At 72.4% G+C, this 19,956-nt stretch carries 18 protein-coding genes; 12 read left to right on the top strand and 6 right to left on the bottom strand.

The genetic code is table 11. The annotated features are described in order from the left end of the window. Positions 1-96: 96 nt before the first annotated feature. Complete coding sequence (hmgA, locus tag OG965_RS11145; RefSeq protein WP_371651668.1) at positions 97-1,422, bottom strand: homogentisate 1,2-dioxygenase; 1,326 nt, start codon at positions 1,420-1,422, stop codon at positions 97-99. 97 nt (positions 1,423-1,519) lie between these two features. On the opposite strand from hmgA, the gene OG965_RS11140 reads away from it, so the two are divergent. From OG965_RS11140 to OG965_RS11110, 7 genes are all read left to right on the top strand, one after another. Continuing rightward, positions 1,520-2,134, top strand: coding sequence for a TetR family transcriptional regulator (locus OG965_RS11140; RefSeq protein WP_371656911.1), 615 nt, complete (start codon positions 1,520-1,522; stop codon positions 2,132-2,134). Between the two features lie 172 nt (positions 2,135-2,306). Further along, the gene (locus tag OG965_RS11135) at positions 2,307-4,526 is read left to right on the top strand and encodes a molybdopterin oxidoreductase family protein (RefSeq protein WP_371651666.1); all 2,220 of its coding nucleotides are present in this window, start codon (positions 2,307-2,309) and stop codon (positions 4,524-4,526) included. 122 nt (positions 4,527-4,648) lie between these two features. Continuing rightward, complete coding sequence (locus OG965_RS11130) at positions 4,649-6,028, top strand: CitMHS family transporter (RefSeq protein WP_371656910.1); 1,380 nt, start codon at positions 4,649-4,651, stop codon at positions 6,026-6,028. Between the two features lie 158 nt (positions 6,029-6,186). Beyond that, positions 6,187-6,834 carry a hypothetical protein gene (locus OG965_RS11125; RefSeq protein WP_371651664.1) on the top strand — a complete coding sequence of 216 codons (648 nt, stop codon included), beginning with the start codon at positions 6,187-6,189 and terminating at the stop codon, positions 6,832-6,834. Further along, complete coding sequence (locus tag OG965_RS11120) at positions 6,821-7,633, top strand: class F sortase (RefSeq protein ID WP_371651662.1); 813 nt, start codon at positions 6,821-6,823, stop codon at positions 7,631-7,633. The genes OG965_RS11125 and OG965_RS11120 overlap by 14 nt, the downstream gene beginning before the upstream one ends. Before the next feature lie 112 nt (positions 7,634-7,745). Continuing rightward, positions 7,746-9,140, top strand: coding sequence for an aldehyde dehydrogenase family protein (locus tag OG965_RS11115; protein ID WP_371651660.1), 1,395 nt, complete (start codon positions 7,746-7,748; stop codon positions 9,138-9,140). Between the two features lie 42 nt (positions 9,141-9,182). Beyond that, positions 9,183-10,265, top strand: a complete 1,083-nt coding sequence (locus OG965_RS11110) for a Zn-dependent alcohol dehydrogenase (RefSeq protein WP_371656909.1) — start codon at positions 9,183-9,185, stop codon at positions 10,263-10,265. 7 nt (positions 10,266-10,272) lie between these two features. Here OG965_RS11110 and OG965_RS11105 read toward each other — a convergent pair whose 3' ends face one another. From OG965_RS11105 to OG965_RS11095, 3 genes are all read right to left on the bottom strand, one after another. After that, positions 10,273-11,229, bottom strand: a complete 957-nt coding sequence (locus OG965_RS11105; protein ID WP_371651657.1) for a DMT family transporter — start codon at positions 11,227-11,229, stop codon at positions 10,273-10,275. Positions 11,230-11,293: 64 nt separating this feature from the next. Beyond that, complete coding sequence (locus OG965_RS11100; RefSeq protein ID WP_371651655.1) at positions 11,294-11,989, bottom strand: ArsR/SmtB family transcription factor; 696 nt, start codon at positions 11,987-11,989, stop codon at positions 11,294-11,296. A gap of 18 nt (positions 11,990-12,007) precedes the next feature. After that, on the bottom strand, positions 12,008-12,685 hold the full coding sequence (locus tag OG965_RS11095; protein WP_371651653.1) for a TetR/AcrR family transcriptional regulator: 678 nt from the start codon (positions 12,683-12,685) through the stop codon (positions 12,008-12,010). Positions 12,686-12,773: 88 nt separating this feature from the next. On the opposite strand from OG965_RS11095, the gene OG965_RS11090 reads away from it, so the two are divergent. The 3 genes from OG965_RS11090 to OG965_RS11080 all read left to right on the top strand — a co-directional run bounded on the left by OG965_RS11090 (position 12,774) and on the right by OG965_RS11080 (position 14,981). Continuing rightward, positions 12,774-13,925, top strand: a complete 1,152-nt coding sequence (locus tag OG965_RS11090) for an acyl-CoA dehydrogenase family protein (protein ID WP_371651651.1) — start codon at positions 12,774-12,776, stop codon at positions 13,923-13,925. 74 nt (positions 13,926-13,999) lie between these two features. After that, complete coding sequence (locus tag OG965_RS11085; protein WP_283144169.1) at positions 14,000-14,287, top strand: YiaA/YiaB family inner membrane protein; 288 nt, start codon at positions 14,000-14,002, stop codon at positions 14,285-14,287. A gap of 64 nt (positions 14,288-14,351) precedes the next feature. Continuing rightward, a complete protein-coding gene (locus OG965_RS11080; protein WP_371651649.1) occupies positions 14,352-14,981 on the top strand; it encodes a TetR/AcrR family transcriptional regulator in 630 nt (209 codons plus the stop codon). A 16-nt stretch (positions 14,982-14,997) separates the two neighbouring features. On the opposite strand, the gene OG965_RS11075 is transcribed toward OG965_RS11080, so the two are convergent. Beyond that, on the bottom strand, positions 14,998-15,459 hold the full coding sequence (locus OG965_RS11075; RefSeq protein WP_371651647.1) for a MaoC family dehydratase: 462 nt from the start codon (positions 15,457-15,459) through the stop codon (positions 14,998-15,000). A gap of 128 nt (positions 15,460-15,587) precedes the next feature. Between OG965_RS11075 and soxR the strand changes: the two genes are divergently transcribed. Next, the gene (gene soxR / locus OG965_RS11070; RefSeq protein ID WP_371651645.1) at positions 15,588-16,088 is read left to right on the top strand and encodes a redox-sensitive transcriptional activator SoxR; all 501 of its coding nucleotides are present in this window, start codon (positions 15,588-15,590) and stop codon (positions 16,086-16,088) included. 122 nt (positions 16,089-16,210) lie between these two features. Here soxR and OG965_RS11065 read toward each other — a convergent pair whose 3' ends face one another. Beyond that, the gene (locus OG965_RS11065) at positions 16,211-16,822 is read right to left on the bottom strand and encodes a hypothetical protein (protein WP_371651643.1); all 612 of its coding nucleotides are present in this window, start codon (positions 16,820-16,822) and stop codon (positions 16,211-16,213) included. A gap of 299 nt (positions 16,823-17,121) precedes the next feature. Here OG965_RS11065 and OG965_RS11060 point away from each other — a divergent pair, with 299 nt between their 5' ends. After that, entirely contained in the window at positions 17,122-19,899 is a 2,778-nt protein-coding gene (locus OG965_RS11060) for a penicillin acylase family protein (RefSeq protein WP_371651641.1), read from the top strand. Positions 19,900-19,956: the final 57 nt, after the last annotated feature.

Genomic DNA, 19,956 nt, shown 5'->3' with positions numbered 1-19,956 from the left:
TGCGCGGCATCCCCTGGGCGCCCCGCAGGGGCGCATCTCAGGGGCGCGGGGAACTGCGCGACCAGCCACAGATGGCCTGCAGACGAACTCCGGGCCCTACCTCTCCGCGCCGAAGTGGCGCTCCAGCCCCCGCCACACCTCGTCGTACCCCCGCTGCAGATGCCCCGCCGACGCCGCCTGTTCCGTTGCCGTCACCGGCCATCGGGTCTCGAACATGAACGCGAGGCCGTCGTCGATCTTCTGGGGCTTCAGCTCCGCCGCGCTCGCCCTGTCGAACGTCTCCCGGTCGGGGCCGTGCGCCGACATCATGTTGTGCAGCGAGCCGCCGCCGGGCACGAATCCCTCCGCCTTGGCGTCGTACGCGCCCTCGATCAGGCCCATGTACTCGCTCATCACGTTCCGGTGGAAGTACGGCGGCCGGAACGTGTCCTCGCCCACCAGCCAGCGCGGCGCGAAGACGACGAAGTCGACGCCCGCGAGGCCGGGGGTGTCCGACGGGGAGGTGAGGACCGTGAAGATCGACGGGTCCGGGTGGTCGTACGAGATCGTGCCGATGACGTTGAAGCGGCGCAGGTCGTACACGTACGGGACGTGGTTGCCGTGCCACGCGACCACGTCCAGCGGGGAGTGGTCGTACCGCGCGGACCAGAGGTTGCCGCAGAACTTGTTGACCACCTCCACCGGGCCCTCGACCTCCTCGTACGCCGCGACCGGCGCCAGGAAGTCGCGGGCGCCCGCGAGGCCGTTGGCACCGATCGGGCCGAGGTCGGGGAGCTGGAACGGCTGGCCGTAGTTCTCGCACACGTAACCGCGGGCCGTCTCGTCGAGCAGCTCGACCCGGAAGCGCACGCCGCGCGGGATCAGCGCGACCTCGCCGGGGCGGGCCGCGAGGAGGCCGAACTCGGTGCGCAGCAGCAGTCCGCCGTGCTCGGGGACGATCAGCAGCTCGCCGTCCGCGTCGCTGAAGACCCGGTCCATGGAGGCGTTGGCGTGGTAGAGGTGCACCGCCATACCGGTGCGCTGGGTGGCGTCGCCGTTGCCGCCCAGCGTCCACAGGCCCGCCAGCCAGTCGGTGCCCCGCTCCGGCTCGGGCAGCGGGTTCCAGCGCAGCCGGTTGGGGTCGGGCACGGTCTCGGTGAAGGGCGCGCTGCGCAGCCGGCCGTTGTCGGTGCGGACGAAGGCGGGGTGCGCGGCCGACGGCGTGATCCGGTACAGCCAGGAGCGGCGGTTGTGCGCCCTCGGCTCGGTGAACGCCGAGCCGCTCAGCTGCTCCGCGTAGAGCCCGAGGGGGGCGCGCTGCGGCGAGTTCCGGCCATGCGGCAGGGCGCCGGGAACCGCCTCCGAGCTGTGCTCGTTGCCGAACCCGGGGGAGTACGTCAGCGCCTCCGCCGTCTTCCTGGCCTGCTCGCTGCTGGTCGTCATCTACCGCTCCCGCCGCCGAAGAATCCTGCAATCCTATGGGTCACCGTAGGATTCGGATTCGACCGCGTCAACGGCAAAACCGGCCGAGCGCGGCATGATGGGGCGCGTGTCCCATGCGAACCTCCGCCGCGCACCGGTGCAGCAGCGCAGTGCCGAGCGCCTCAGCCGGATCCTGGACGCCTGCGCCGAGCTCCTGGACGAGACCGGGTACGACGAGCTGTCGACCCGGGCCGTCGCCCAGCGGGCCGGGGTGCCCATCGGGTCGGTCTACCGCTTCTTCAGCAACAAGCGGGCGCTCGCGGAGGCGCTCGCCGCCCGCAATCTGGACCGGTTCGCGGAGATCGTCGGTGCCCGGCTCGTCACGATCGAGGCAGCGGACTGGCGCGGGGCGATCGACGCGGTGCTCGACGAGTACCTGGTCCTGAAGAAGACCGTGCCCGGGTTCAACCTGGTCGACTTCGGCGGCCCGCAGCCGGTCGTCGACCCCGCCACCGACGCCAACCACCTCCTGGCCGACCGGCTCGCCGAGCTGCTCCCGGCGCAGTTCGGCCGCGCTCCGGACGCCGAGCTGCGCCGGACCATCCTGGTCGCGGTGGAGGCGGCGGACGCCCTGCTGCGGCTCGCCTTCCGCACCGACCCGGACGGCGACCCGGGCATCGTGTCCGAGACCCGCGAGCTGCTGCACGCGTATCTGGCCAGGACCCTGGGCTGAGCCCTCGGCCACGGCCCGGCAGGATCGGTCTTCCTCGGCCCTCGGGGTTTCCCGAACCCCGGTGCTCCCGAGCAATCCCCGGTGCTCCTCGACCCTCGCCACCATGCCTACCGGTCGGTATGCTCAAAACCGCCCGCGCGTCACCACCCGCCGCCCCGGGGAGGACCCCCCCATGTCCGCACTCCGCATCTGCCCCCTCTGCGAAGCCACCTGCGGGCTGACCCTGACCGTCGAGGGGACCCGGGTCACCGGCGCCCGCGGCGACCGGGACGATGTGTTCAGCCAGGGGTTCATCTGCCCCAAGGGCGCCTCGTTCGGCGAGGTCGACAGCGACCCCGACCGGCTCACCGCGCCCCTCGTCCGCCGCGACGGCAGGCTGGAGCAGGCGACTTGGGACGAGGCGTTCGACCTGGTCGCGGCGCGGCTGCGGCCGGTGGTCGAGATGTACGGCGCCGACGCCGTCGGGGTCGTGCTCGGCAACCCCAACGTCCACACCATGGCCGGGGCCCTCTACCCGCCCGTACTGCTCGGCGGGCTGCACACCCGCAGCCTCTTCACCGCCAGCACCCTCGACCAGATGCCCAAGCACGTCTCCAGCGGGCTGCTCTTCGGCGACCCCTTCGCCATCCCGGTGCCGGACCTCGACCGCACCGACCACCTGCTGCTGCTCGGCGCCAACCCCCTGGAGTCCAACGGGAGCCTGTGCACCGCGCCGGACTTCCCCGGCAGGCTCAAGGCGCTGCGCCGGCGCGGCGGCACCCTCACCGTCGTCGACCCGCGCCGCACCCGTACCGCCAAGCTGGCGGACCGGCATCTGGCCCCCCGGCCCGGCACCGACGCGCTGCTGCTCGCCGCGCTCGCCCACGTCCTCTTCGAGGAGAAGCTGACCTCGCTCGGGGAGCTCGCGGACCGGGTGGAGGGGCTGGCCGAAGTCCAGGAGGCCGTACGGGAGTTCACCCCCGAGGCGGTCGGGGCGGCCTGCGACCTCGACCCGGACGAGATCCGCATCCTCGCCCGGGAGCTCGCGGCCGCGCCCACCGCCGCCGTCTACGGCCGCATCGGCAGCTGCACGGTGGAGCACGGCACCCTCGCCAGCTGGCTCGTCGACGTCCTCAACATCCTCACCGGCAATCTGGACCGGCCCGGCGGCGCGCTCTTCCCGCTCTCCGCCACCGACCGCGCCCCGCGTCCGGCCGGGCCCGGCAAGGGGTTCGAGATCGGCCGCTGGCGCAGCCGGGTCGGCGGCCACCCGGAGGCCAAGTCGGAGCTGCCGGCGGCCGCGCTCGCCGAGGAGATCGAGACGCCGGGCGAGGGGAAGGTCCGGGCGCTGATCGTCTGCGCCGCCAACCCGGTGCTCTCCGCCCCCGACGGCGACCGGCTCGACCGCGCGCTGGCCGGGCTCGACTTCATGGTCAGCATCGACCCGTACCTCAACGAGACCTCGCGCCACGCCGACGTCGTCCTGCCCCCGCCGCCGCCCTCCCAGAGCGCCCACTTCGACTTCGCCTTCAACGCGCTCGCCGTGCGCAACCAGGTCCGCTACACCCGGCCCGCCGTGCCGCTCGCCGAGGGCAGGCTCGACGAGTGCGAGATCCATGCCCGGCTCGTCCTCGCGGCGACCGGGATGCACGGCGCCCCGGCGGACGCCGTGGACGCGATGGTCGTCGACCGTACGCTGGGCAAGGCCGTGGCCGACCCGCACTCGGCCGTGCACGGACGCGATCCCAAGGAGCTCGCCGCGGCGCTGACCGGGGAGAACGGTCCCGAGCGGCGGCTCGACATGATGCTGCGGCTCGGCCCCTACGGCGACGGCTTCGGCGCCGCCCCGGACGGACTCGGCCTGGAGCGGGTGCTCGCCCATCCGCACGGCATCGACCTCGGCCCGCTGGAGCCCCGGCTGCCGCAGGTGCTGCGGACCCGCAGCGGGCGGATCGAGCTGCTGCCCGCACCGATCGCCGGTGATCTGCCCCGGCTGCGCGCGGCCCTCGGCGCCCGCCCGGACGGGCTCGTCCTGGTCGGCCGGCGCCATCTGCGCTCCAACAACAGCTGGCTGCACAACATCCCGTCGCTGAACGGCGGTTCCAACCGCTGCACCCTCCACGTACATCCCGAGGACGCGGCACGGCTCGGTCTGCGCGACGGCGATCCCGTACGCGTCAAGGCGGACGGCGGCGAGGTGGCGGCGCCCGTGGAGATCACCGACTCCATCCGTACGGGCGTGGTCAGCCTCCCGCACGGGTGGGGGCACAACCGCCCCGGGACCCGGCTCGGGGTCGCCGCCGGGCAGCCCGGGGTCAACGTCAACCAGCTGCTCGACGGCTCGCGCCTGGACCCGCTGTCGGGGACGGCGGTGCTCAACGGTTTCCCGGTCGAGCTGGTCGCACTTCGTTGACCTGGGGTTTTGCTCGTATTGCTCACACGTCAACATCTTGTTAACGCCGGAAGGGCCGACCTAACGTCATCCCACCGCCAGCCCCCTGGTGGGAGTTCAAGGGTGAACGTTAGGTGTCCTCCATGCTGACCGTCCTCGGCTTCACCATGATCGCGACCTTCCTGGTGCTGATCATGCTGAAGAAGCTGTCGCCCATCGCGGCGCTGGTTCTGATCCCCGCCCTCTTCTGCGTCTTCGTGGGCAAGGGCGCCCACCTCGGTGACTACGTGGTCGACGGCGTGGGCAAGCTCGCGCCGACCGCCGCGATGCTGATGTTCGCGATCATCTACTTCGGCGTGATGATCGACGTCGGCCTCTTCGATCCGATCGTCCGGGGCATCCTGCGGTTCTGCAAGGCCGACCCGGTGCGTGTGGTCGTCGGTACGGCGGTGCTCGCCGCGATCGTCTCGCTCGACGGCGACGGCTCGACCACCTTCATGATCACGGTCTCCGCGATGTATCCGCTCTACAAGCGGCTGAAGATGAGCCTCGTGGTGATGACCGGGGTCGCCGCCACCGCCAACGGCGTGATGAACACCCTGCCCTGGGGCGGCCCGACCGCCCGCGCCGCCACCGCCCTCAAGCTCGACGCGTCCGACATCTTCGTCCCGATGATCCCGGCCCTCGCGGTCGGCCTGGTGGCGGTCTTCGTCCTCGCGTACGTCCTGGGGCGCCGCGAGCGCAAGCGGCTCGGCTACCTCACGCTGGACGAGGTCCTGGAGCCGGAGAGCGAGACGGTCCTGGTGGCGGCGGGCGGCTCCGAGGCGCCGCGCCCCGGTACGGGCGGCGGGTCGGACCAGGACCTGCCCGAGGCGCCCGACCTCCAGGGGCTCGACCCCAAGCGCGCGACCCTGCGCCCCAAGCTGTACTGGTTCAATGCGGCCCTCACCGTGGTGCTGCTCACCGCCATGATCATGGAGTGGCTGCCGATCCCGGTGCTGTTCCTGCTGGGCGCGGCGCTCGCGCTCACCGTCAACTTCCCGCACATGCCGGACCAGAAGGCCCGGATCGCCGCCCACTCCGACAATGTCGTCAACGTGGCGGGCATGGTCTTCGCCGCGGCCGTCTTCACCGGCGTCCTCAACGGCACCGGCATGGTCAAGCACATGGCGGACTGGCTGGTCGGCGCCGTTCCCGACGGCATGGGCCCGCACATGGCGCTGGTCACCGGCGTCCTGAGCCTGCCGCTCACGTACTTCATGTCCAACGACGGCTTCTACTTCGGCGTCCTGCCGGTCCTCGCGGAGGCCGGTGCCGCGCACGGCGTCTCCTCCGTGGAGATCGCCCGCGCCTCGCTGGTCGGACAGGCGCTGCACATGTCGAGCCCGCTGGTTCCCGCCGTATACGTCCTGGTGGGCATGGCCAAGGTCGAGTTCGGCGACCACACCCGGTTCACGGTGAAGTGGGCGGCGCTCACCTCGCTGGTGGTCCTCGGCGCGGGCATCCTTTTCGGGATCATCTGAGGCGGGCCGGACACAGGACGCGGACAGAGGGCGCGCTGCGCCGGACGGGCGATATCGAGCCTCCCGTCCGGCGCTGCTCCGCCGTTTCGCCGTGAAGGTGTGAAAGAGAGTCAGACGAAAGGTCGATTTATATGACAATCTGACTCAAAGGAAAGCGCATGCCTGCCTTCTCACCCCCGCGTCCCACCGTCCGCCGCCCGGCCGTCACCGCCGCCGCGGCCCTCGCCCTCGGGCTCACCGGAGCCGCCCTGGCCGGGGCGCCCGCCGCACACGCCGCCCCCGGCGACAACGGCGACGTGAAGATCCACAACCTGGGCACCCCGTTCACCGACCAGCGCAACGAGCCCAAGGTCTGCGGGTTCTACCTCGACGCGTTCAACTTCGACGTCGCACAGGGCATCACCTGGTCCATCCAGACACAGCCGCTCAGGGCGGGCGGTGCCACCCTCAACGGCGCCATCACCCTCGCCACCGGCACCGGCCACACCGTGCCGCTCACCCTCCCGGACGGGCAGTACAAGCTCACCTGGAACATCACCGGCGGCAACGGCGCGGGCAAGCACAAGGTCTTCAAGGTCGACTGCGCCCCCGTCGGCACCAGCTCGGGCGGTGCGACCGGCGGCTCGACCGGCGGCACCGGCGGCCCCCACGGCGGGCCGAACGCCGGCGGCGGCGGCCTGGCCGGGACCGACGGCTTCACCGACGGTGTCTCGCCGGCCGCGGGCATCGCGGCCCTCGGTCTGGTCGGGGTCTCCGGGGTGCTCTTCGTCCGACGGCTGCGCCGCCGCCCCCATGGCGCCGCGTAGAGGTTCCCCAAGGCCCTTCCACCGCACCCGCGCCTACCGGCTGACGCGGACGGCGGCGCTGGCCGCGACCCTGGTCGTCGGCGGCGTCTGGTGGGCCCAGGACGACGGGTCGGTCGCACCGGTCGCCATGGGCGCCGTGGGGGCCGGGGGTGCGGCGACGCCCTCGGCCCCCACGGGGGCCGACGGGGACAAGCAGGCCCCGGGGGCGCCCGCGGCCCCGGTCGTGCCGGGCGCCAAGCCGCCCGGCACGGGGGGCCGGGCTGCCCCGGCCGGGCGCGGCAGGCTCGCCGTGCCCAAGGCGGCCGCCCGCCCGCCCCGGCCGCTGCCGCCGTCCAGGGCGACCGGCCTCGCCATCCCGTATCTGAGCCTGAAGGCGCCGGTCGTCGGCCTCGGGCTCGACCCGGGGCGGCACCTGGCCACCCCGCCGGTCGACGACCCCAAGCTGGTCGGCTGGTTCCAGGGCGGGCCCACCCCGGGCGAGACGGGCACGGCCCTCGCGGTCGGCCACCGCGACACCCGCACCGGGGCGGCCGTCTTCGCCAACCTCTCGGTGCTGCGGCCCGGCAGGCTCGTCGAGGCCCGGCGCGCCGACGGCCGGACCGCGGTGTACACGGTGGACGCGGTCCGCAAGTACGACAAGGCGCACTTTCCCAACGAGGAGGTGTACGGCCCGCGGAACCGGCCGGAGCTGCGGCTGATCACCTGCGGCGGCAAGTTCGACCGCAAGAAGGGCTACGAGAGCAACGTCGTCGTCTTCGCCCATCTGACCGCCGTCCGGGGCCCGGGCCGGACCGCATAGCCTCCTCCTGACGCCCGGGGACTGGCCGGGCAGCCCCTGGTGCCGGAAAACTACCGGCGCTAGTTTGGGTCCCCGGACCCAGACGCAGGACCCCAGGCTCAGGAGGAGCGCGATGAACGCCCACGACGGGATGTACATAGGCGGCCGGTGGACGCCCGCCGCGGGCGGCGACACGATCGCCGTGGTGAACCCGGCGGACGAGCAGGTCATCGCCCACGTCCCGGCGGGTACCGCCGAGGACGTCGACGCGGCGGTGCGCGCGGCCCGCGCGGCGCTGCCGGGCTGGGCCGCGACCCCGCCCGCCGGGCGCGCCGCCCTGATCGCCGCCCTGCGGGACCGGCTCGCCGCCCGCAAGGACGAGATCGCCGCGACCGTCACCGCCGAGCTCGGCGCGCCCGAGCAGTTCGCCCAGCAGGTGCACGTCGGCCTGCCGATCGCGGTCGCCGGTTCGTACGCCGAACTCGCCGCCTCGTACGGCTTCGAGGAGCGCATAGGGAACTCCACGGTCTTCCACGAGCCGGTCGGCGTGGTCGGCGCGATCACGCCGTGGAACTACCCGCTGCACCAGATCGTCGCCAAGGTCGCCCCCGCCCTCGCGGCGGGCTGCACGGTCGTGCTCAAGCCCGCCGAGGACACCCCGCTCACCGCACGGCTCTTCGCCGAGGCGGTGCACGAAGCCGGGCTGCCCGCCGGGGTGTTCAACCTGGTCACCGGACTCGGCCCGGTCGCGGGCCAGGCGCTCGCCGAGCACGAGGGGGTCGACCTCGTCTCCTTCACCGGCTCGACGGCCGTGGGCCGGCAGATCGGCGCCACCGCGGGCGCGGCCGTCAAGCGCGTCGCCCTGGAGCTGGGCGGCAAGTCCGCCAACGTCATCCTGCCCTCCGCCGACCTGGCCAAGGCGGTCGCCGTCGGCATCGCCAACGTCATGAGCAACGCGGGCCAGACGTGCAGCGCCTGGACCCGGATGCTGGTCCACAGCGACCGGTACGAGGAGGCGGTCGAGCTCGCCAGGGCCGCCGTCGCCAAGTACCCGGCGGGCGACCGCGTCGGCCCGCTGGTCAGCGCCAAGCAGCGGGAGCGGGTGCGCGGTTACATCGCCAAGGGCGTCGAGGAGGGCGCCCGCCTCGTCGCGGGCGGCGCCGAGGCCCCGCTGGAGCAGGGGTACTACGTGGCGCCGACCGTCTTCGCCGACGTCGCACCCGGCATGACCATCGCCCAGGAGGAGATCTTCGGCCCGGTCGTCTCGCTCATCCGGTACGAGGACGAGGACGACGCGCTGCGGATCGCCAACGGCACGGTGTACGGGCTCGCGGGAGCGGTCTGGGCCGGGGACGAGGCCGAGGCGGTCGCCTTCGCCCGGCGGATGGACACCGGGCAGGTCGACATCAACGGCGGCCGGTTCAACCCGCTGGCCCCGTTCGGCGGGTACAAGCAGTCGGGCGTCGGCCGCGAGCTCGGCCCGCACGGCCTGACCGAGTACCTCCAGACGAAGTCCCTCCAGTTCTGACGCACTGTTACTTCTGAACCACTTCTCATTCCCGGGAGCAGCATCGTGGTCCGCGCCGCAGTCCTTCCCTCCATCGGCTCCCCGCTGGAGGTCACCGAGATAGAACTCCCCGAGCCCGGCCCCGGCCAGGTGCGGGTCCGCCTCGCCGCCGCCGGGGTCTGCCACTCCGACCTGTCGCTCACCAACGGCACCATGCGCGTGCCGGTCCCCGCGGTCCTCGGCCACGAGGGCGCGGGCACGGTGATCTCCGTCGGCGAGGGGGTCACCTCGGTGGCGCCCGGCGACGGCGTGGTCCTCAACTGGGCGCCCTCGTGCGGCAGCTGCCACCCCTGCTCCCTCGGCGAGGTCTGGCTCTGTGTGAACGCGCTGACGGGCGCGGGCGCGGTGTACGCGCGCACCTCCGCCGGGACCGAGCTCCACCCCGGGCTCAACGTCGCCGCGTTCGCGGAGGAGACGGTGGTGGCCGAGAACTGTCTGCTGCCGCTGCCCGAGGGCATCCCGCTCACCGAGGCCGCGCTGCTCGGCTGCGCGGTCCTCACCGGATACGGCGCGATCCACCACTCGGCCAAGGTGCGCGAGGGCGAGACGGTCGCGGTGTTCGGCGTCGGCGGCGTGGGCCTGGCCACCCTCCAGTCGGCCCGGATCGCGGGCGCCGCCCGGATCGTGGCGGTCGACGTCTCCCCGGCCAAGGAGGAGCTGGCGCGGCGGGCGGGCGCCACCGACTTCGTCCTCGCCTCGGACACGACCGCCAAGGACGTCCGCAAGCTGACCGGCGGCCACGGGGTGGACGTGGCCGTGGAGTGCGTCGGCCGCGCGGTGACCATCCGTACCGCCTGGGAGTCCACCCGGCGCGGCGGGCGCACCACGGTCGTCGGCATCGGCGGCAAGGACCAGCAGGTCTCCTTCAACGCCCTGGAGATCTTCCACTGGGGCCGTACGCTCTCGGGCTGCGTCTACGGCAACAGCGACCCGGCGCGCGACCTGCCGGTGCTCGCCGACCACGTCCGGGCCGGGCGTCTCGACCTGGGCGCGATGGTGTCGGAGCGGATCGGGCTCGACGGGATCCCGGCCGCGTTCGACAACATGCTCGCGGGCAAGGGCGGCCGGGCGCTGGTGGTGTTCTAGGGAAGCCTTATCGGGCGTCCGCCACGGCGGGCACGGCTGTGCTCCCGCTCTCCGGTTCCGTACGTTCGGTGCGGCGCCGGGGGCGGGAGCGCGAGACCGCGACGCCCGCGAGGCAGAGGGCGCCGCCGACCAGGGTGAGCCATGCCGGGACCTCGTCGAGGACCAGCCAGGACATCAGCACCACCAGCGCGGGCACCACATAGGTGGTCGCGCCGAGGCGGCCAGCCGTCGTGCGGGCCAGGGCGTACGCCCAGGTCGTGAAGGCGAGTGCGGTCGGGAAGACCCCCAGATAGACCATGTTCAGCGTCGCCGTGAGCGGCGCGTCGGCGGCGTCCGACACCAGCTGCCCGCTGAACGGGAGACAGACCACGGCCCCCACCAGACAGCCGAAGAAGGTCACTTGGAGGGCGCTGGCGTGGGCGAGCGCGGGCTTCTGCGCCACGACACCGGCCGCGTACGACACCGCCGCGAGCATGCACAGCACCACCCCGAGCACATTGGCGCCGCCGTCGCCGGACATCGAAAGGCCGACGGCCACCGCGCCCGCGAACGAGACGCCCATGCCCGCCACGAGCCGGGGCGGCAGCCGCTCCCCGAGGAACCGGGCGCCGAGCAGCGCGATGAGGATCGGGCCGATGTTGACGACCATCGCGGCCGTCCCCGCGTCGACCTGCTGCTCGCCCCAGTTGAGCACCACCATGTAGAGGCCGAACCACAGCAGCCCGGAGACGGCTATGCCCCGCCAGGCGGCGCGCGGCGGGAGGCCCTCGCGCCGGGCGACCAGGAGTACGCCGAGCACGGCGGTGCCGGCGAGCAGCCGCCCCAGGGCGAGCGCCCCCGGGGAGTAGGCGTCACCGGCGCTGCGGATCGACACGAAGGCCGAGGCCCACAGCACCACTGAGACCCCGGCGGCGGCGAGGGCGAGTCGTTCCGAGCGACGCCCGGTGGGGGAGGAGTTCGTCATGCGCCGAACGGTACGGCCGGAACCGTTCGGCGCTCACCGAATTATTCGGCGCTCCCCCCTCGGCTCACCGCAGGGTCGCCTTCTCGATCCCGAGCAGCTCGGCCAGGGCCTCCTCGCCCGCCGGCGTCACCCGCACCGCCCGCTCGGAGCCGATCCGTACGCACCACCCGGCGTCCAGCGCGTGCGCGCACAGCACGGCTCCGGCCACCCCGGCCAGATGGGGGCGGCGCTCGGTCCAGTCCAGGCACGAGCGCACCAGCGGGCGCTTGCCCTTGTGGTCGAGGGCGAGCCCCAACTCCCCGTACCAGCCCACCCCTTCGCGCGTCAGCGCGAACCCGGCGTCCTGGGTGAGCAGCCCCCGTACCGTCATCGCGTCCGTGACGGCCATGCCGAGGCGGCCGGCGAGGTGGTCGTAGCAGGTGCGTCCGCGGGCCATCGCGCTGCCCGCGGACGCGGCCCGGAGGTTGCCCGGCCGTACCGGCGCCGTACGGGCCGCCAGCTCCTCGACGAGGTGGGCGACCCCGGAGTCGGCCAGGCGCACATACCGGTGCCGCCCCTGCCGCTCCTCGGAGAGCAGTCCGCCCGCGACCAGTTTGCCCAGGTGCTCACTGGCCGTGGAGGGGGCGACCTTCGCGTACCGCGCCAGCTCCCCGGCCGTCCAGGCCCGCCCGTCGAGCAGCGCCAGACAGAAGGCCGCCCGGGTCTCGTCGGCGAGCAGCGCGGCGAACGCGGCCAGTCCGGATCCCCTTGTGGTTGTCATGCCTCCAGGATGCCGCCGTCACCCTTCGGCGGGGGCCGAACCGTGGACGGCGGTCCGGCGGGGCAGCGCGTCGTACTGCGTCTGGAGCCCGTCCAGGAGCGCCCGCAGCCCGGTCCCGAACGCGCCCTCGTCGATCTCCTCCTGCCGCTCGGCCAGCAGATGGGCCTGGCCGAGGTGGGGGTAGTCGGCCGGGTCGTACGCCGTCTCGTCGTCCACGAAGCCGCGGGCGAAGGAGCCGAGGGCCGAGCCCATGATGAAGTACCGCATCAGCGCGCCGATGCGGGTGGCCTGCGCGGGCGGCCAGCCCGCCGCGACCATCGCGCCGAACACCGCGTCCGCGAGCCGCAGGCCCGCCGGGCGGCGGCCGGGGCCCTGGGCGAGCACCGGGACGATGTTGGGGTGGCGGGTGAGGACCGCGCGGTAGGCGACGGCCCAGTCGTGCAGCGCGGTGCGCCAGCCGCGGGCGTCGCCCGCCTCGAACATCGACAGGTCGACCTGTGCGGAGGTCGCGTCCGCCACCGCCTCCAGGATCTCGTCCTTGGTACGGAAGTGGTTGTAGAGCGAGGGCCCGCTGACGCCCAGCTCGGCGGCGAGGCGGCGGGTCGAGACGGCCGCGAGCCCCTCGGCGTCCACGAGCGCGCTCGCCGCCGCGACGATGCGGTCGTGGCTGAGGAGGGGCTTGCGCGGTCGGGCCATGCGGCACATAGTAGGCCTGCGCACGGAAAACTAGCAGCGCTAATTAAACGGCGGACCGACCGACCGGACTACCTGGGGTGCGAGCGACATGAACCTGGAGCTGAGCGAGGAGCAGGCCGCGGTGCGGCGGCTCGCCGAGGACTTCACCGCCCGCGAGGTCGTCCCGTACGCCGCCGCCTGGGACCGTGCCGAGAGCGTCGACAGGTCGATCGTGAAGAAGCTGGGCGCGCTCGGCTTCCTCGGGCTCACCATCCCGGAGGAGTACGGCGGCTCCGGCGGCGACCACCTCGCGTACTGCCTGGTGACCGAGGAGCTGGGGCGCGGCGACTCGTCGGTGCGCGGCATCGTCTCCGTCTCGCTCGGCCTCGTCGCCAAGACCCTCGCGCACTGGGGCAGCGAGGAGCAGAAGCGGGCCTGGCTGCCGCGCCTGACCTCCGGCGAGGCGCTCGGCTGCTTCGGCCTGACCGAGCCCGGCACCGGCTCCGACGCCGGGAACCTCGCCACCCGGGCGGTCCGCGACGGCGACGACTACGTCATCAACGGCTCCAAGATGTTCATCACCAACGGCACCTGGGCCGATGTGGTGCTGCTCTTCGCCCGCACCAACGACACCCCCGGACACCGCGGCGTCTCCGCCTTCCTGGTGCCGGCCGACACCCCCGGTCTCAGCCGCCGCCCCATCCACGGCAAGCTCGGCCTGCGCGGCCAGGCGACCGCCGAGGTGGTCCTCCAGGACGTGCGCGTCCCTTCCGGCGCGCTGCTCGGGCCGGAGGGCAAAGGCTTCTCGATCGCGATGTCCGCGCTGGCCAAGGGGCGGATGTCGGTGGCGGCGGGCTGCGTCGGCATCGCGCAAGCGGCCCTGGACGCGGCGGTCGCGTACGCCGGGCAGCGCGAGCAGTTCGGCCGGACCATCGCGCACTACCAGCTGGTCCAGGAGCTGATCAGCGACATCTCCGTGGACGTGGACGCGGCCCGGCTGCTGACCTGGCGGGTCGCCGATCTCATCGACCGGGGCGAGGAGTTCGCCACCGCCGCCTCCAAGGCGAAGCTGTTCGCCTCCGAGGCCGCCGTGCGCGCGGCCAACAACGCTCTTCAGGTGTACGGGGGTTACGGCTACATCGACGAGTACCCGGTCGGCAAGCTGCTCCGCGACGCGCGCGTGATGACGCTCTACGAGGGCACCAGCCAGATCCAGAAGCTGATCATCGGCCGGGCGGAGACCGGGGTCTCGGCGTTCTGAGTCCCGGTGTTCTGAGTACGCCCTGAGTACGTGAGCGGATGTGGCCCCGGCCACACCCGTCGCATCCTGTGCGCATGAGTGAGACACCGGTCAAGCAGCAGAACACGGCCGCGTACTACGGGCAGGCCGTCGCGTCCTTCGCCATCGCCATCGGGGCCACGGCCATCGGCATCACCCGGCTCCAGGCCGACGCCTGGGTGCGCGCCTTCCTCGGGATAGCCGTCCTCTACCTCGTCACCTCCGCCTTCACGCTCGCCAAGGTGGTCCGCGACCGCCAGGAGGCCGGGCAGATCGTCAGCCGGGTCGACCAGGCCCGCCTGGAGAAGCTGCTCGCCGAGCACGACCCGTTCCAGAAGCTGTAGCCGCACGCTCTAAGCGCTTGCTCACCTTCGGGGTATGGTGTTCGTCCGAAGGAAGGGGCAGGCGATGGACGCGGCTGAGCAGACGGTGGGCGGCGAGGACAAGCCGTGGGGCGAGGTCACGCCCGAGGCCGCCCGGAGGCTGCTCGTCGCCGCCGTGGAGGCCTTCGCGGAGCGCGGCTACCACGCCACGACGACCCGTGACATCGCGGGCCGCGCCGGAATGAGCCCGGCCGCGCTCTACATCCACTACAAGACCAAGGAAGAGCTGCTTCACCGGATCAGCCGGATCGGCCACGACAAGGCCCTGGAGATCCTGGAGACGGCGGCGGACGCTCCGGGCACCGCCGCCGACCGGCTCGACGGCGCGGTGCGCTCCTTCGTACGGTGGCACGCCGGGCACCACATGACCGCCCGAGTGGTCCAGTACGAGCTCGACGCGCTCGGCGCCGAGCACCGCACCGAGATCGTGGGCCTGCGCCGCCGCAGCGACGCCGCCGTGCGGCGCATCCTCAACGAGGGCGTGGCGACGGGCGAGTTCGACGTCCCGGACGTCCCCGGCACCACCCTCGCGGTGCTGTCGCTCTGCATCGACGTGGCCCGCTGGTTCAACACCGAGGGCCGCCGCACCCCGGACGAGGTCGGCGCGCTCTACGCGGACCTGGTGCTGCGGATGGTCGGGGCGCAGCGGAAGTAGCGGCCCGCGGGTCCGCTCAGAAGAAGTACCGGGACACGGACTCCGCCACGCACACCGGCTTCTCGCCGCCCTCGCGCTCCACCGTGACCTTCGCGGTCACCTGTACCCCGCCGCCCGCCTCCGCCACGTCCGTCAGGACGGCGGTGGCGCGCAGACGGGAGCCGACCGGGACCGGGGCGGGGAAACGGACCTTCTCCGTGCCGTAGTTGATGCCCATCTTCATGCCCTCGACGCGCAACACCTGCGGTACCAGGGCCGGGAGAAGGGAGAGCGTCAGATAGCCGTGCGCGATTGTCGTGCCGAACGGGCCGGCCGCGGCGCGGGCCGGGTCGACGTGGATCCACTGGTGGTCCCCGGTGGCGTCGGCGAACAGGTCGATGCGGTGCTGGTCGATCTCCAGCCAGTCGCTGTACCCGAGCGGCTCGCCCACTCCGGCCTTCAGCTCGTCGGCGGAGGTGAAGATCCTCGGCTCTGCCATGCCCGGTTCCTGCCTCTCTCGCATGCTTCAGCTGCCTTTGCGCCTCCACTGTCCAAGCGCTTGCTCAGCATGCTGGGGGCGGTGCCCGCTGTCAACGGCGATCACAGCCGAGCAGTAGGGTTCGAGGAGTGCCGCAGATTCCAGAGAAGGTCCATGAGCTCACGGTCGGTCAGCTGTCCGCCCGTAGCGGGGCCGCCGTGTCCGCCCTGCACTTCTACGAGTCCAAGGGTCTGATCAGCAGCCGCCGCACCTCGGGCAACCAGCGCCGCTACAGCCGCGACGTGCTGCGCCGGGTCGCCTTCGTGCGGGCCGCCCAGCGCGTGGGCATCCCGCTCGCCACGATCCGGGACGCCCTCTCCGAACTCCCCGAGGAGCGCACCCCGACCCGCGAGGACTGGGCGCGGCTCTCCGAGACCTGGCGCTCCGAACTCGACGAGCGCATCAAGCAGCTGAACCGGCTGCGCAACCATCTGACGGACTGCATCGGCTGCGGGTGTCTGTCGCTGGAGACCTGTGTCCTGTCCAACCCGGACGACATCTCCGGCGAACGCCTCACCGGCTCGCGACTGCTGCCCGAGCGCAAGAAGAAGCAGGTCGCGCCCGACGCCGCCGCGTGCGAGGCCTGTTAGCCGTACGGAAGCTGGCCGTACGGGAAGTGGGCGTACGGGAGTCGGCCGTACGGGAAGCGGGCGTCCTGACATCGCGGGGGCGGCCCCCGTGCGGCCCGTGGCCGCCTCCGCCCCCGCGTGTCTCAGGCCACCGATGCCAGCGCTCCGCGCCGTACCGACTTGGCGCGCACCAGTGCCTCGGCGGTCAGCACCGGCTGCGGCACCAGGATTCCGCAGCCCGTGCAGACCGGGCCGCACCACGGATCGTGGGCCAGGTCCCGCTGCCACACCAGCGCCTGCCCGTCGCACACCGGGCAACCCGCGCCCGGCACCGTCCGCAGGGCCGCGATGATCCGGCCGAGCACCTCGGCCAGCGGCCGCGTCGGATGCACCGACGGGTCGTCGCACCAGGCGACCCCGAAACCGCCCCAGGTCCGCCGGTGCCAGTCGTCGAAGGAGCCGGGGTTGCGCAGGCCGGCGTGCTTCTCACGCTTCCTGCGGGCCGCGAACTCCGCTTCGTATCCGAGCCAGACGGCCCGCGCCGCCTCCAGCTCGTCGAGCGCGGCCACCAGCCGCGCCGGATCGGGCGCCCGGTCCTCCGGCCCGATGCCGTGCCCCGCACACAGATGGTCCCAGGTCGCCCGGTGTCCATAAGGGGCGAACCGTTCAAGGCACTTGCGCAGCGAATACCGGCGCAGTGCGAGATCGTTCCCTGGGTCGCGCACCTGTCTCGCAAGGCTGCGGAAACCAGCCATGGCCCTGCCACCTCCGTCACTCGTACTTCGGCGAATGCTCGGCGTCGAGGAATGGACGTACGGCTACCCGATCCGGCTCCATCGAAAATCCGATGGGCCCCATCAGGCAGCGCTGACCGGATACCGTCGCACGCCCCCCGCGTGCTCCGGGCGCCCCGCCTCCGTCGCCCTGTGGTGATGTCGCCCTGTGGTGATTCCGGAAAGGTCACGCACGTTCGGGAAAGGTGACGTGTGTTCATCTTCCCTCCGGCGGTACCCCTCAGTAACGTCCGCCGCATCGGTCCTCACAAGGAGCACGCATGCGACGACCCACCGCACGGCTCAGAACCGCCACCGCCGCCACCGTGATCGCCCTCTCGGCCGCTTTGCTCGCCCCGCTCAGCCAGGCCGGCGCCGCCGAACCACCCAACAGCGACTACTGCCTTGGGCGCTGCGGCGACATCCTGCCGCCCGGCGAGAACGGCAACGCCACCCTCGTCGAGATCCTCGGCAACAAGGCCTTCGGCACCCATCCCGCGCACAGCGACGACCAGCTCGGCAAGTACGACGCGCTGGTCGCCGGCCAGTCCTCGCTCACCGACGACAAGCTCAACTCCTTCTTCAACGACGCCTCCTTCGGGGTGCCCAGCGGCCAGGTCGCCTCCACCAGCTCCCCGCGCCCCGACGTCACCATCACCCGGGACAAGGCGACCGGCGTCCCGCACATCAAGGGCACCACCCGCTACGGAACGGAGTTCGGCGCCGGGTTCGCGGCCGGGCAGGACCGGCTGTGGCTGATGGACCTGTTCCGGCACATCGGGCGCGGCGAGCTCACCTCGTTCGCGGGCGGCGCGCTCGCCAACCAGGGCCTGGAGCAGGAGTTCTGGCCGCAGGCCCCGTACACCGAGGCCGACCTCCAGGCCCAGGTCGACCGGATCCGCTCCGCCAACGGCCCGCGCGGCGAGCAGGCGATGACCGACGCGCAGGCGTACGTGGACGGCATCAACGCCTACGCCAAGCAGTCCAAGGACGGCCGGTACTTCCCCGGCGAGTACGTCCTCACCGGCAAGATCGACGCCATCACCAACGTGGGGGAGATCCAGCCGTTCAAGGTCACCGACCTGATCGCGCTCGCCTCCGTCGTCGGCGGGCTCTTCGGCGGGGGCGGTGGCGGCGAGGTGCAGGCCGCGCTCTCGCTGCAGGCCGCCCAGGCCAAGTACGGCGTCACCGAGGGCACCAAGGTCTGGGAGTCGTTCCGCGAGCGCAACGACCCCGAGGCGGCCCTCACCGTCCACGACGGCACCAGCTTCCCGTACGCCACCAAGCCCGCGAACGCGCAGGGCACCGCGATGCCCGACGCCGGCACGGTCGTGCCCGAACAGCTCGTCTACGACCGCACCGGCTCGGCCGTCACCAAGGCCAGGGCCGAGGTGCGGGTGCCCGAGCAACTCAAGTCGCTCAAGGGCATCTTCAACAACGGCGCGCTGCCCGGCTTCGACATCGGCAAGCCACGCGGGATGTCCAACGCACTGCTCGTCTCCGGCAGCCGCACCGCGAGCGGCAACCCGGTCGCCGTCTTCGGACCGCAGACCGGCTACTTCGCGCCACAGCTGCTGATGCTCCAGGAGATCCAGGGCCCGGGCATCAGCGCCCGGGGCGCCTCCTTCGCGGGCGTCGGCATGTACGTCCAGCTCGGCCGGGGCCAGGACTACGCCTGGTCGGCCACCTCCGCCGGGCAGGACATCACCGACACCTACTCCGTCGAGCTCTGCCAGGACGCGGCCCACTACCTCTACCGGGGTGTCTGCACCCCGATGGAGAAGCTGGAGAAGACCAACGCCTGGAAGCCGACCACCGCCGACAACACGGCCGCCGGCTCCTACCGGATGCAGGTCTGGCGCACCAACTACGGCATCGTGACCGCCCGCGCCACGGTCGGCGGCAAGCGGATCGCGTACACCGCACTGCGCTCGACCTACCGCCACGAGGCCGACTCGATCATCGGCTTCCAGATGTTCAACGACCCCACCTACGTCAAGGACGCGGCCACCTTCCAGCAGGCCGCCCAGCACGTCGACTACGCCTTCAACTGGTTCTACGCGGACTCCCGCACCGCCGCGTACTACAACAGCGGCAAGAACCCGGTCCGCAACCCCGCCGTCGACCCGTCGCTGCCGATCGCGGCCGACCGCGCCTACGAGTGGCAGGGCTTCGACCCCGCGTACAACACCGCCGACTACACCCCGCCCGCCCAGCACCCGCAGTCCGTCGGGCAGGACTACTACATCTCCTGGAACAACAAGCAGGCCAAGGACTACACGGCCGCCGGGTTCGGCAACGGCTCGGTGCACCGGGGCAACCTCCTCGACGACCGCGTCAAGGCGCTGGTCGCACAGGGCGGGGTGACCCGCGCCGCGCTCACCCGGGCCATGGCGCAGGCCGCCGTCACCGATCTGCGCGGCGAGGACGTGCTGCCCGAGCTCCTGAAGGTCATCCGCAGCGCCCCCGTCACCGATCCGCAACTGGCGACCGCCGTCCAGCAGTTGGAGTCGTGGAAGGCCGACGGGACCCAGCGCCGCGAGACCGCGCAGGGCTCGCACACCTACACCCACCCCGAGGCCGTGCGACTGATGGACGCCTGGTGGCCGCTGATGATCGAGGCCGAGTTCCGGCCGGGCCTCGGGGACGGGCTCTACTCGGCGCTCACGTCGAACCTGTCCACCGACGAGGCGCCGTCGGCCGGGCACGGCCCGACCGGGGCGCACGCCGGATCCGCCTTCCAGTACGGCTGGTGGAGCTACGCCGACAAGGATCTGCGTACGGTCCTGGGGGAGCCGGTGCAGGGGCCGCTGGCCCGCGCGTACTGCGGCGGGGGGCAGCTGTCCGCCTGCCGCGACGTCCTGCTCGCCACGCTTGGGCAGGCCGCCGCGAAGACACCGGCGCAGGTGTATCCCGGTGACGGTGGTTGTGCGGCGGGCAATCAGTGGTGTGCCGATTCCATCGTGCAGCGGCCGTTGGGTGGAATTTCGCAGAATTCCATCAACTGGCAGAACCGGCCTACGTATCAGCAGGTCGTGGAATTCGCTTCGCACCGGTAGTTGCTTGGCTGCGGGCCGTCTTGGGCTGGTCGCGCCCACGCGGCGGAGCCGCAAAAT

The organism is Streptomyces sp. NBC_00224, from assembly GCF_041435195.1.
Classification (GTDB): Bacteria; Actinomycetota; Actinomycetes; order Streptomycetales; family Streptomycetaceae; genus Streptomyces.
Note: the sequence above shows the minus strand (reverse complement) of the source record. Positions and strands in the feature narration are given on the sequence as shown.

What these genes read in the sequence shown, in the direction of transcription:
- hmgA (WP_371651668.1), bottom strand. Translation starts at nt 1,422, where the DNA reads ATGACGACCAGCAGCGAGCAGGCCAGGAAGACGGCGGAGGCGCTGACG.
- OG965_RS11140 (WP_371656911.1), top strand. Translation starts at nt 1,520, where the DNA reads ATGGGGCGCGTGTCCCATGCGAACCTCCGCCGCGCACCGGTGCAGCAG.
- OG965_RS11135 (WP_371651666.1), top strand. Translation starts at nt 2,307, where the DNA reads ATGTCCGCACTCCGCATCTGCCCCCTCTGCGAAGCCACCTGCGGGCTG.
- OG965_RS11130 (WP_371656910.1), top strand. Translation starts at nt 4,649, where the DNA reads ATGCTGACCGTCCTCGGCTTCACCATGATCGCGACCTTCCTGGTGCTG.
- OG965_RS11125 (WP_371651664.1), top strand. Translation starts at nt 6,187, where the DNA reads ATGCCTGCCTTCTCACCCCCGCGTCCCACCGTCCGCCGCCCGGCCGTC.
- OG965_RS11120 (WP_371651662.1), top strand. Translation starts at nt 6,821, where the DNA reads ATGGCGCCGCGTAGAGGTTCCCCAAGGCCCTTCCACCGCACCCGCGCC.
- OG965_RS11115 (WP_371651660.1), top strand. Translation starts at nt 7,746, where the DNA reads ATGAACGCCCACGACGGGATGTACATAGGCGGCCGGTGGACGCCCGCC.
- OG965_RS11105 (WP_371651657.1), bottom strand. Translation starts at nt 11,229, where the DNA reads ATGACGAACTCCTCCCCCACCGGGCGTCGCTCGGAACGACTCGCCCTC.
- OG965_RS11100 (WP_371651655.1), bottom strand. Translation starts at nt 11,989, where the DNA reads ATGACAACCACAAGGGGATCCGGACTGGCCGCGTTCGCCGCGCTGCTC.
- OG965_RS11095 (WP_371651653.1), bottom strand. Translation starts at nt 12,685, where the DNA reads ATGGCCCGACCGCGCAAGCCCCTCCTCAGCCACGACCGCATCGTCGCG.
- OG965_RS11090 (WP_371651651.1), top strand. Translation starts at nt 12,774, where the DNA reads ATGAACCTGGAGCTGAGCGAGGAGCAGGCCGCGGTGCGGCGGCTCGCC.
- OG965_RS11085 (WP_283144169.1), top strand. Translation starts at nt 14,000, where the DNA reads ATGAGTGAGACACCGGTCAAGCAGCAGAACACGGCCGCGTACTACGGG.
- OG965_RS11080 (WP_371651649.1), top strand. Translation starts at nt 14,352, where the DNA reads ATGGACGCGGCTGAGCAGACGGTGGGCGGCGAGGACAAGCCGTGGGGC.
- OG965_RS11075 (WP_371651647.1), bottom strand. Translation starts at nt 15,459, where the DNA reads ATGGCAGAGCCGAGGATCTTCACCTCCGCCGACGAGCTGAAGGCCGGA.
- OG965_RS11065 (WP_371651643.1), bottom strand. Translation starts at nt 16,822, where the DNA reads ATGGCTGGTTTCCGCAGCCTTGCGAGACAGGTGCGCGACCCAGGGAAC.
- OG965_RS11060 (WP_371651641.1), top strand. Translation starts at nt 17,122, where the DNA reads ATGCGACGACCCACCGCACGGCTCAGAACCGCCACCGCCGCCACCGTG.